This window comes from Leifsonia sp. RCC_180 (assembly GCF_058138205.1).
Genome location: NZ_CP200340.1, coordinates 1,873,589 through 1,884,823, shown reverse-complemented (window position 1 = coordinate 1,884,823; position 11,235 = coordinate 1,873,589). Strand labels below are relative to the sequence as shown.

Genomic DNA, 11,235 nt, shown 5'->3' with positions numbered 1-11,235 from the left:
CGCGCGGAAACCGCGCACACGGTCGCGCGTCGCCGCGAGGCCGAGTCTGTCTGCTTTCTCAGAGTGCGGGCGTCCACCGACGGATGCGGTGAACCTGCGAGGAATCGAAGGCGCCGTTCGCTGACGAGTCACCGACCGTTCATGTAAGCGTCGCCTGGCGGTTCAAGGCTTGCTCCGGCCCACGCGGCCGCTCTCGCTGGCTGAACCGGAGGATTCCGCATGCCCATGCGCACTCGCAAGATCACACTCCTCGTCGGAAGTGTTGTCGCGGCAACGCTTCTGGGCGCGGCCGCCGCCGTCGCCGCTCCCGCGATCGACAACGGCTGGCCGTACGCGTCGCCGGTCAAAGCCGACGACAACAAGACGTACACGCTCGCTGCTGTCGGCGATATCGCCTGCGAGCCCGACGATGACGACAACGCCGGCACCCCCTCCACTCTGAAATGCGGCAGCCCGAGCCTCGGCGGCTACACGGCCGAGTTCGCGACGGCGAAGCAGGCGACCGCTATGAAGCCGGATGCTGTCGCGCTGCTCGGCGACGAGCAATACCAGGTCGGCAAGCTGAGCGACTTCGAGGCATCATTCGAGCAGGCGTGGGGCGGCCTCAAGTTCCTCGAGCGCCCTGCCCCGGGCAATCACGAGTACTACCCCTACACGAAGAAGGGCGACAACGAGACCGGCCAGAACGGCTCCGGCTACTTCGCGTACTTCAACGGACACGACCAGACCGGAACGCCCAACACCGAAGGTCAGGCCGGCGACGACACCGACGCCAACCAGGGCTGGTACTCGTACAACCTCGGCAACTGGCACATCGTCTCGCTGAACGTGGAATGCAACTCCGCCGCATTCAACAACGACTGCTCGACCACCGACGGCGGCCTCCTTTCGCAGGAGACCCAGTGGCTGGCGAATGACCTGAAGAACAGCCAGCAGCAGTGCACCATCGCCTACTGGCACCAGCCCACCTTCAGCGCGACTACCGGCTCGACCGCGACCGTCCCGGCTGCCGCCGCCGGTGCGGGCGGGCAGGAAGGCCAGGTCGCCGACGCCTGGTGGAAGCTGCTCTACGCCAAGCACGCGACCCTGGTTCTGAACGGACACGAGCACGCGTATGCGCGTCTCAAGCCGATGGACCCGTCCGGCGCCTACGACCCGAAGAACGGCATCCCGGAGTTCATCATCGGAACCGGCGGCGAAGCACTCGACTCACTGGCCAAGAACACCGACGGGACCTACGCCAACCAGAACGTGGTCACCGGCTACGACCAGGGTTTCGGGACCATGAAGTTCACGCTCAAACAGCACAGCTACTCGTACTCGTACACCCCGGCGCTTGCTGGTCCCGGCCTGGGAGCGGCGGCGCTGAACTACTCGGACTCGGGCTCCGGCAGCTGCAAGGGCTGACCTGGCGTGCCGCCCTGCCTCACTCCTCCAGGCGCGTCACGGAGCCGCCCGGGATGAGGCGTGCTTCGAGGTATTCGATTGTCGGTGCAGGACGCTCGCCCCGCGACTCGATGTGATCGGCGATCAGGCGGGCAGCATGCTTGGCGATCTTGCGGGTCGGCTGCACGATGACCGTCAGTTTGGGCACGAGTGCCTGGGCGAGTTCCCGGCTGTCGAACCCGACCACCGAGATGTCCCGGCCGATGCGGAGCCCGGAATCGTTCACGGCGGTCACGGCGCCGAGGGTGAGCTCATAGTTCGCGGTGAACAGCCCGGTGGGCCGCGGCCACAGGGCGAGAAGCTCCTGAGCGGCACGGTAGCCCGCTTCGACCGTCAGCGGCACGAGACGCTCCAGCGCCGGGTCCACCGGGACTCCGTCCGAGGCCAGCGCGCGCTCGAACCCCTCGGTGCGCAGGCGCATCGAGGAGATCACCGGTTCACCGCCGACGAATCCGATGCGGCGGTGGCCGTGATCGAGGAGGTGCCGGGCGCCGAGCGCTCCCGCCGCCGCATTGTCGATGAAGACACCGTCGGCCTGGACGTCGTCGATGTACCAGTCGACCATCACGACCGGCACGCGCTCGGCCGCGGCGCGCAGCGCGGGCACGTCGTGCGGCGGGGTGACCGCGACGATTCCATCCACCATACGGTCCATCAGTAGGTTGACGGGATCGTCGTTCGGATCGGGGCTGGCCGCCACGATGACGCTGAATCCACGCGGGCGGAGGGCTTCCTCGACCCCGGCGATGATCGTGAGGTGGAAGTCGTTGTCGAGCGCCGGTAGCAGCACCCCGACCGTCCGTGACCGTCGCGAACGCAAGGTCCGAGCGTGCTGATTCGGCCGGAAGTCGAGGTCGCGCGCCGCCGCCTCGATGGCTTCGCGATTGGCTTCCAGAACGTTTCGCCCGTTGTAGTACTTGGAGATCGTGGCGAGCGAGAGTCCCGTGGCCCGCTGGATGTCCTTGTATGTTGTCACAGCCCCGTCTTTCCTGGTGTTGCCGCCCACACCCTCACGGTTGCCGATGTCTGGGAGTCGCGTCCGCTCAGCATAATCCCGCGTTAGCGCGGTGCGAATCGTTTCGACTGAGCGAGTCCCGTCTCAACCGAATCGGACAGGCGGAACGCCGTCGCCCAGACGACCGGCTTGACGGAGCCATTCCACCGACTCCGCCACAGCCGCGAGCGACGAGTACGCCGGCGCGTAGCCCAGCAGTCGGCGCCCCTTCTCGATGCTCATCGAATGGCTGCGGGCGATGTGCTGGAAGGCTGCATCGCGGTGCTCCTCGGGAAGGGAGGCGCTGAACTCCTCGAACGGCACGAAGCGCACGTTCGCCTCCTGCCCGAACCACGCGGCCGCCTCCTCCGCGAATCCGCGCAGCGTGAGCGCCCGCTCGGAGACAGCATGGAACGCCTCCCCGTTCGCCTCGTCCGGGTGTTCGAGGCAGAGCCGGATGAGCTGCGCGACGTCGTCGGCGTGCACGTGATGCACGGTCTCGAGCCCGAATCCCGGCAGCAGGAGCTCGCGCCCGCTCGCCAGCGTCCGCCAGACGTCGAGGTCGGTGGTGCCTTGCGGGGTGACGATGGGCCAGCCCGGGCCGGAGATGTGCCCCGGGTGCACGATCGCCACCGGGACGCCGTCCTCGCATCGGGACTCGGCCAGCAGCAGACGTTCGATCGCCTCCTTCTGGATGCCGTACTCGCCCCAGGGCCGTTTGACGGCGGCCTCGGGAGCCGGCACCTCCGTGAGGGTGCCGTGTGTCCAGATCGTGCCGACGTGAACCAGTTGGTGCGTCCGTCCGCGGAGGGCATCGGCGAGCTGCCGTGCGGACTCCGGGGTGAAGCAGATCAGGTCGACCACCGCGTCTGCTCCGAGCCCGGCGACGCGGGAGCCGAAGGTGCCCGCCGCATCCTCCGCCTCGCGGTCGGCGATCACGCGTTCGACGCTCTGCCAGGCCGGGTCGTCGCGATACGGGGCCGATGTGCCGCGTGTGATCGCGACCACGTCGTGCCCGTCGGCCACGAGGCGTGGCACGAGATAGCCGCCCACGTGCCCTGTTGCTCCGATGACGACGATGCGCATGTCTGCTCTCTCTCCACGTATTCGTCGGCGGTACGGTGGTCGCTTCGCTCAGTGGAAGGCGGCGGCGCCGTTGACCGCGATGACGGTTCCCGAAGCGAAGCCGCCCGCCTCCGAGGCAAGGTACACCGTCGCCGCGGCGACGTCGGTGGGTGTCCCGGCACGCCCGAGCGGGGTGGCGGCGATGCTCGCGCGCTGGTCGGCCTCCGGGGTGAAGCGCTCGTGGAACGGTGTCTCGAGGATGAGCCCGGGGGCGACGGCGGAAACGGCGATCCCGCGTGGTCCGAGCTCTTTCGCCAGAGCGCGGGTGAGGCCCTCGACGCCGGCCTTGGCCGCGGCGTACGCGCCGGCTCCCTGGCCGCCGCCGTTGTGCGCCGCAAGCGAGGAGATGTTCACGATGCGGCCGCCCTCGGCCATCAGGGGGAGGGCCGCGCGCACGACGTAGAAGACGCTCGAGAGGTTGAGGTCGATGACGTGCTGCCAATGCGCGTCGTCCGCCGCGTCGATCGGACGGCGGGCCACGAGGCCACCGGCATTGTTGACCAGCACGTCGATCCTGCCCCCGACCGCCTCGCCGATCCGCGCGACGGTCGCCGTCACGGCAGCGCTGTCGGTGACATCCATCCGCTCGGCGATCACCCGGTCGGCCACGTGCTCGGGCACAGGCGAGGCGTTCGTCGTGATCGCCACGCGGTCGCCCGCGTTCAGGAACGCCTCGGCGATGCCGAGCCCGATGCCGGTCGCGCCTCCGGTGATCAGGACGGTTCGTGCGGGGGAGGGTGCGGTCATGGAGATCTCCGTCTCGGTCGGAACAAGGGAAGCGGCTTCGATCAACGCCCGCTCGGCCGCATGACGATCTCGCTGACGGTCGCGCGAGCGGGCAAGCTGATGACGGCGAGACACATCTCGGCGACGTCCTCGGGGCGCAGCGCTCCCGCCAGTTCCTCGGGCGTGGGCGCCGTCGGGCGGTGGCGGACGAAGTCGGTGTCGATGAGGCCGGGTGAGATGGTGGTGACCCGCACGCCGGCACTACCGGCCTCGAGGGCTGTGGCGCGCGCGAGCGCGGCCAGTCCCGCTTTGCTGGCCTGGTAGGCGGCCCCCGACATGTCGGGAGCGAGCGCGGCGACGGAGGAGATGTGGATGAGCAGTCCGCCACCGTCGGCGCGGAAGCCGAGAAGCGCCGCCCGGGTGAGGAAGAAGGCCGCGGTCAGGTTGGTGTCCAGGACCGAGCGCCAGCCGGCCTCGTCGAGCTCGTCGAGGCGGCGGGCTTTGAGGTTGACGCCGACGGCGTTGACGACGACGTCGATGCCGCCCGCCTCGCGCCGCAGGGCCGCGACGGCGCTGTCGACCTCCGCCGCCGAGGTCGCATCGGCGACCGCGATGTGCGCGGTCCCGCCGGCCGCGACCACCTCCGCTCGCACGGGCTCGAGCCTGTTCCGATCGCGTCCGAGCAGCAGGACGGTCGCGCCTTCTGAGGCAGCAGCCAGTGCGACAGCGCGGCCGACCCCACCGGCGGCTCCTGCGATGAGCACTCGGGCTCCGGATGCGGTCATGCGATCCTCCGTTCGGTCGAGGCCCGCACCACGAGGGTCGGCGGGAACACGAGCGAGGGCCTCGGCTCTCCGTCGCCGGCCTCGTTCTCCGTGAGTCGGACGACCGCCTCGGCCATCTCGCTCAGTGGCTGCTGAACCGTGGTCAGCGCGGGCGAGATGAGGCTCCCGACCGGGATGTCGTCGAACCCGACGACAGCGATGTCGGCGATGTCGCGGCCCGCATCCCGGATGGCAGCGGATGCACTCAGAGCGAACATGTCATTGACGGCGACCAGAGCGGTGGGCTGGTCCTCGAGCGCCAACAGGGCATGCACCGCCGTGCGGGCGAGGGGTCCGCTGTCCGCGTCGCCGAACTCGGACGAGCGGGGGACGAGTGCGTCGTCGAGTGGGATGCCGTTCTCGGCGAGCGCCCGGCAGTAGCCCGCGAAGCGTCGCTGCCTGCTGATCGTGCGCATCGCCCCGGACACGAACGCGATGCGCCGGTGGCCTCGCTCGATGAGGTGCTGAGTGGCCATCCATGCGCCGGCTTCGTTGTCGATGCTGACGTTCAGCAATTCCGGCGGGTCCGTGTCCTGGTGCTCGCGGTCGAACGCGATGATCTGCACGCCGGCGTCCATGGCCGGGCGCAGATGTTCGAGCGACGGCAGCGAGGTGGAGAGGACGATGTGCTCGATGCCGTCAGCCCAGAGCTGCTCCACGTAAGCGCGCTCGCGCTCCGGATCGCGCTCGCTGTTGCAGAGGTAGATCTGCCGCCCGTGCGCATGGAACGCCGCCTCGAGCTGGGCCGCCCACGATCCCCAGAACGGATTGGCCACGGAGGGGACGATGAGCCCCAGCGTGGGGTTCGGGGCGCCGCGCAATTGCTGGGCCACCCGGCTCGGGCGGTAGGAGAGCGACTCCATGGCCTCGAGCACGCGTCTCCGCGTCTCCGGCTGCATGAGGTGTTCGCGTGCGTTGAGCAAGTTCGAAACGGTGGAGGGCGAGACTCCGGCGGCCTGAGCAACATCCCTGATGGTCGCGATCGCTCTCACCCCTTCTCTGGTTGACGCGTTTCCGGCTACTGTATCGTTGCACAAGCTACTGCATCGTTGCACTAGATTTCCCGACGCCCTGATTTTCCGACGCCCTGAACGAGGAGTCCGCCATGCCGAACGTAGATGCCGCGACGACGTGGAGCGTCTTCACCAAACCGTGGCGAGACCCGGGGGTCGGTGCTCTCGGCGAGCTGGTGGCGTCCATGGGATTCGACGCCGTCGAGCTCCCGGTGCGGCCCGGCTACCAGGTGATGCCGGACGACGTCTCGACCGCCCTGCCGGCGGCCGTACGTGAACTCGCGCGAGCCGGCATCGCGGTCACCAGCATCGCCTCGGGGACGGACGAGGCCACGTTCGCGGCCTGCGCGGACGCAGGAGTGCCGTTGATCCGGATCATGGTGCCCATCGGGTCAGGCGGGTACGCGGCGACCGGCGCGGAGATGCGGCGGACTCTCGCCGGCCTCTCCGACAGGGCCGAACGCCATGGAGTCCGAGTCGCTGTCCAGCCGCACTACGACGACTACATCGCCGACTCCTCGGAGCTCTTCGCGCTCCTCCAGGACGTCGATCCCCGATTCGTGGCGGCGATCTGGGACGCAGCGCACGACGGCCTCGCGCGCAAGCGGCCCGAGCACGGCCTGGAACTGCTGTGGCCGTGGCTCGGCATGGTCAACCTCAAGAGCGCGTACTACGAGCGAGTCGACGATTCCGCGTCCTCACAGGGGGATCCGGTCTGGGAGCCGGTCTTCACCGACGCTCGCAGCGGTATGGCGGAGTGGGATCGCGCGATCCGTTACCTCGTGGAACGTGAGTTCGCCGGTCCGATCTGCCTCACGGCGGAATACACCGACGAAAGCGACCTCGTGGCGAAGGTGACTCGAGATCTCGAATACGCGCGCAGCCTGCGAGCCGCGGCTCAGGGCGTCGCGGGAGCGGTCCGATGAGTGCCGCGGAGCGCGGGCCGGTGCGGGTCGCCGTCATCGGCGCCGGAGCGATGGCGAACCTCGTCCACTACCCGTCGTTGTCCTCGCTGCCCGATGCGGAGATCGTCGGCATCTGCGACCTCTCGCCGGAGCGCCTCCGGGCGACCGGCGAGCGATGGGGGGTCACGGCGTTGTTCAGCGACTGGGCAGCGATGCTCGACGAAACGCACCCGGACGCCGTCTATGTCATCGGGCCGCCGGAGCTCATGTTCGGCATCTGGTGCGCGTGCCTCCAGCGCGGCCTCGATCTCTTCGTCGAGAAGCCGCTCGGCCTCACGGTCCATCAAGCGCGCACGCTCGCTCGCCTCGCCAACGAGAACGGCTGTATCACGCAGGTCGGCTTCCAGCGGCGCTCGTCCCCACTGCTGGAGCGGATGGTCGGACGGGTTCACGAGCGTGGCCAGGTCGTCCATGCGGTCTGCCGGTTCTACAAGAACGATCCGACCCCGATGGTGTCGGCGCGCGACCGGATGATGGATGACGGCGTCCACGTGATCGACACCCTCCGGCACCTCTGCGGCGGCGAGGTCATCGCCGTGTCGGATGTGACGCGCCGGGTCATCGTCGACGACATCACCTTCATCACGGCGACGCTCGAATTCGACACCGGCGCCGTCGGGGTCATGATCACGAACTGGACCAGCGGCCGGAGGACGTTCGGGGTGGAAGTCCACGGTCCCGGGATCATGGCGGAAGGCGACCTCGAGATCGGCGGCACCGTCTGGGACGCCGATGGGCGCGAGGAGCTGGGTGCCGCCGAAGTGGCGGGTTCGCCGGACCTCTACGTGCTCGGAGGCTTCCGCGCCAAGAGCGCCGAATTCATCGAGGCGGTGCGTACGCGTCGTCTTCCGTCGTCGCACTTCGGCGATGCGCTGAAAACGATGATCGTCGCCGAGACCATTCTGGCGCACGATCTGCTGAGGGAGACCGCACGAAACGTTTAGTGTCCGCCGAAAACTCTTGACTTCGCATGTTCGTCCTCCTAGCCTTCCCTAAGGTCGTAACGTTTCGCCCTAGTACTCAAGGAGGAGTTCATGAAGTCACGGTGGAAAAACACGAGGGGCCCGGGACGCGTCGGCGTCTCCGTCGTGGTCGCGGGAGTGCTCGCCCTCGGCCTCGCTGCCTGTTCCGGAGGCGGTGGTGGAACGTCGGGCCTCGACGGCAGCACACTCAAGATGTACACGTGGATCGGCGGTAAGGCCGACAAGCAGCAGTGGAGCGACTACATCGCGGGAGGCAAGCACGCCGACCCGAAGATGGCGGTGAGCTTCTCCGGTCCGCCGATCGGCGACTACTACACGAAGCTCCCCACGGTGATGAAGAGCAGCAGCGCCCCCTGCCTGGTCACGTTCCAGAACGGCCGGGTGGGCCAATACGTGCAGGGGCTGGAGCCGCTGGACGACCTCGCGAAGAAGAACAAGCTCGACCTGTCGGCCTACAGCTCCGCGATGCTCGAGCAGCTCAGCGTCGACGGCAAGCTCTACTCCATCCCGTTCAACGCGGGGCCCACGGTCGTCCTCTACAACAAGAAGATGTTCAAGGACGCGGGCGTGGCCGAACCCACCAACAACTGGACGACGGACGACTTCATCGCGGCAGCGAAGGCGACCACGAGGAACGGCGTGTACGGCTTCGCGATCCCCCAGGCGTCGAATCCCATCAGCACCCTCATGGCGGCCGACGGCCACCCGTGGGCGGACAAGAACGGTCCGAAGCTCGACGACCCGAACTTCCGCGACGCGCTGCAGCTGCTCGTCGACCTGTCCAACAAGTACAAGGTCGCGAAGCCGCTCGAGGCGGCCGCGGGCGGCACTTTCCCCGACATCGATGCGTTCAACACCGGCCAGTCGGCCATGGAGATGCAGGGGCTGTGGGATCTGCAGCACGCACAGCAGAGTCTCGGCAAGGACAATGTCGGCATCGCCGTCATCCCGAGCAAGAGCGGCACCTCGAAGGGATTCATCGGCGGATCGGGCTTCGGCATCACGAAGACCTGCGGCGACAAGCAGAAGGCATTCAAGGCCATCGAGGCGATGACGAGCAAGAGCGGACTCGAGTTCGTCACGAAATCGCAGGCCTCCGTGCCGGCGCGGCTCGACGCGCTGGACGCCTGGTCCAAGAACGTCGGATCGCCGGAGTTCACCGCGGTCATCAAGCAGATGACCGGTGACGCGACGCCCTCGCCCGTGCCGTCGAATCAGGCGCAGCTCGACACGCTCCTGACGCAGTACGAGGTGGATGCGTTCTCGGGTAAGAGCACTGTGTCCGAGGTGCTGCAGCAGGTGAAGGCCGGCCTCGGACAATGACCTTCGTGCGTCTGGACCGTGCGGAGGAAGAGGTTTCCGCCGGGTCGGTCGCCCCACCGGAGCGCCCGAGGGGCAGGCTTCGTCGCCGGCTCCTCGGGGGCCCCCGCTGGGTGGGGTGGGCCTTCGTGCTCCCCGGGCTCATCGGGCTGGCGCTGTTCATCGTCATCCCGCAGATCGCCTCGCTGATCCTGGGATTCTCCGACTCGACCCTGCTCGGCGGCATCCAATTCACGGGCACGGAGAACTACGCCCGGCTGCTGCGCGACCCGCAGTTCCTCAACAGCGTCATGGTGACGGCGATCTTCGTGCTCGTCTACGTGCCGGCGAATATCGCGATCTCGATGGCGATGGCGCTCTGGCTGAAGACGCGCATCGCGGGTCGCAACTGGCTCCGGGTGATCTTCCTGATCCCGGCACTGTCACCGATGGTGGCGAACGCCGCGGTCTTCCGTCTGCTGTTCCAGAAGGACGGGGCCGTCAACCAGGCGCTCGCGGGGATCGGGCTCGGCCCGATCCCGTGGCTCAGCGACGGGAACTGGGCGCTGGCCGTCGTGATCGGCGTCTCGCTCTGGCAGTCGTTCGGGTACAACATGATCGTGCTCGGCGCAGGTATCGACTCGATCAGCCCCGATGTCATCGCGGCGTCGCGGATCGACGGGGCCGGCCGGTTCCGCCGCTTCTTCTCGATCACCCTGCCGCTGGTCAGCCCTGCGCTGTTCTTCACCACGGTGCTGACCGTGATCGGCGCCTGGCAGACCTTCGCACAGGCCTACGTGATCACGGGCGGGGGCCCGGGCAACAGCACGATGACGATCATGCTGTACCTCTATCAGACCGCCTTCACGAACAACCAGCTCGGCTATGCGTCGGCCATCGCCACCGTGCTGTTCGTGATCATCGCGATCTTCACGCTGTTCCAACTCTGGGGGCAGAGGAAGTGGGTCCACTATGACTGAGCACCAGCTACCGGCCTCGGGTTCCCGCTGGCGTCGCCGGGGACGGACCATCGGTTCCGCTGCCAACACCACCGCGGCGTGGCTGTTCGCGCTCGTGTTCTCGTTCCCGCTGATCTGGACCTTCTTCACGGCGCTGAAGCCGGCGAACGAGGTGTTCGCCGCGCAGATCACCTTCATCGGCTCGAAGGTCCTCTGGTCCAACTTCGTGGATGCGTGGACCGAGGTCGACTTCGGGCGCCTGCTCCTGAACAGCCTGGTCGTCGCCGCCATCTCGACCGTGCTCACCCTGGTCGTCGCGACCCTCACGGCGTTCGCGTTCGCGAGGCTGCGGTTCCCGGGCCGGAGCGCCGTCTTCCTGCTGTTCGTCATCACGCTGACCCTGCCGAGCGAGGTCGCCGTCGTGCCCCTGTTCCTCGGTTTCGACCAGGCGGGGCTCGCCGACACCTGGTTCGCGCTCATCATCCCGGGCCTCTTCGGGGCTTTCGGGGCGTTCCTGCTCCGTCAGTTCATGCTGCAGATCCCCGCGGAGCTGGAGGAGGCTGCCCGGCTCGACGGAGCGTCCACCTGGCGCATCCTGATCAGTGTCATCGTCCCGCTGGTGCGGCCGGCCCTGTCGGTGCTGGCGATCTTCGCCTTCCTGGGCAGCTGGAACAGCTTCCTGTGGCCGCTGATCATCCTCAACAGCTCGGAGAAGTGGACGATCCCCATCGGGATCGCCGGGTTCACGACACAGACCGGAACGCAGTGGCAGCTGCTGATGGCGGCGTGCGTGATGACGATCGCCCCCGTGGTGATCGTGGTCGCCTTCGCCCAGAGACAACTGGTGGCCGCGATCGGCGCGGGCGCCTTCGGCGGCCGTTGAGCCCGGAAAGACGGAGAC

11 protein-coding genes are annotated in these 11,235 nt (G+C 67.9%); 6 read left to right on the top strand and 5 right to left on the bottom strand.

All coding sequences use genetic code 11. From position 1 onward, the window contains the following. The first annotated feature begins 219 nt into the window (after positions 1–219). Complete coding sequence (locus AB7E03_RS09345; RefSeq protein WP_489941145.1) at positions 220–1,407, top strand: metallophosphoesterase family protein; 1,188 nt, start codon at positions 220–222, stop codon at positions 1,405–1,407. 19 nt (positions 1,408–1,426) lie between these two features. Here the strand turns inward: AB7E03_RS09345 and AB7E03_RS09340 are convergent, their stop codons facing one another. The 5 genes from AB7E03_RS09340 to AB7E03_RS09320 form a co-directional block, all read right to left on the bottom strand. Beyond that, entirely contained in the window at positions 1,427–2,422 is a 996-nt protein-coding gene (locus AB7E03_RS09340; protein WP_489941144.1) for a LacI family DNA-binding transcriptional regulator, read from the bottom strand. A gap of 123 nt (positions 2,423–2,545) precedes the next feature. Beyond that, the gene (locus tag AB7E03_RS09335) at positions 2,546–3,526 is read right to left on the bottom strand and encodes an NAD-dependent epimerase/dehydratase family protein (RefSeq protein WP_489941143.1); all 981 of its coding nucleotides are present in this window, start codon (positions 3,524–3,526) and stop codon (positions 2,546–2,548) included. 48 nt (positions 3,527–3,574) lie between these two features. Beyond that, complete coding sequence (locus tag AB7E03_RS09330; protein WP_489941142.1) at positions 3,575–4,312, bottom strand: SDR family NAD(P)-dependent oxidoreductase; 738 nt, start codon at positions 4,310–4,312, stop codon at positions 3,575–3,577. A 41-nt stretch (positions 4,313–4,353) separates the two neighbouring features. Further along, on the bottom strand, positions 4,354–5,076 hold the full coding sequence (locus AB7E03_RS09325) for an SDR family oxidoreductase (RefSeq protein WP_489941141.1): 723 nt from the start codon (positions 5,074–5,076) through the stop codon (positions 4,354–4,356). Further along, positions 5,073–6,107 (bottom strand): LacI family DNA-binding transcriptional regulator, encoded by a 1,035-nt coding sequence (locus tag AB7E03_RS09320; RefSeq protein WP_489941140.1) that lies wholly within the window; start codon positions 6,105–6,107, stop codon positions 5,073–5,075. Before AB7E03_RS09320 ends, AB7E03_RS09325 begins: the two co-directional genes overlap by 4 nt. A gap of 113 nt (positions 6,108–6,220) precedes the next feature. On the opposite strand from AB7E03_RS09320, the gene AB7E03_RS09315 reads away from it, so the two are divergent. The 5 genes from AB7E03_RS09315 (at position 6,221) to AB7E03_RS09295 (ending at position 11,217) form a co-directional block, all read left to right on the top strand. Next, entirely contained in the window at positions 6,221–7,054 is an 834-nt protein-coding gene (locus AB7E03_RS09315; protein WP_489941139.1) for a sugar phosphate isomerase/epimerase family protein, read from the top strand. After that, positions 7,051–8,037 carry a Gfo/Idh/MocA family protein gene (locus tag AB7E03_RS09310; RefSeq protein WP_489941138.1) on the top strand — a complete coding sequence of 329 codons (987 nt, stop codon included), beginning with the start codon at positions 7,051–7,053 and terminating at the stop codon, positions 8,035–8,037. Before AB7E03_RS09315 ends, AB7E03_RS09310 begins: the two co-directional genes overlap by 4 nt. Before the next feature lie 90 nt (positions 8,038–8,127). Then, entirely contained in the window at positions 8,128–9,399 is a 1,272-nt protein-coding gene (locus AB7E03_RS09305) for an ABC transporter substrate-binding protein (protein ID WP_489941137.1), read from the top strand. Continuing rightward, positions 9,396–10,355 (top strand): carbohydrate ABC transporter permease, encoded by a 960-nt coding sequence (locus tag AB7E03_RS09300; RefSeq protein WP_441781195.1) that lies wholly within the window; start codon positions 9,396–9,398, stop codon positions 10,353–10,355. Before AB7E03_RS09305 ends, AB7E03_RS09300 begins: the two co-directional genes overlap by 4 nt. Continuing rightward, positions 10,348–11,217 (top strand): carbohydrate ABC transporter permease, encoded by an 870-nt coding sequence (locus tag AB7E03_RS09295; protein WP_441781196.1) that lies wholly within the window; start codon positions 10,348–10,350, stop codon positions 11,215–11,217. Before AB7E03_RS09300 ends, AB7E03_RS09295 begins: the two co-directional genes overlap by 8 nt. Positions 11,218–11,235: the final 18 nt, after the last annotated feature.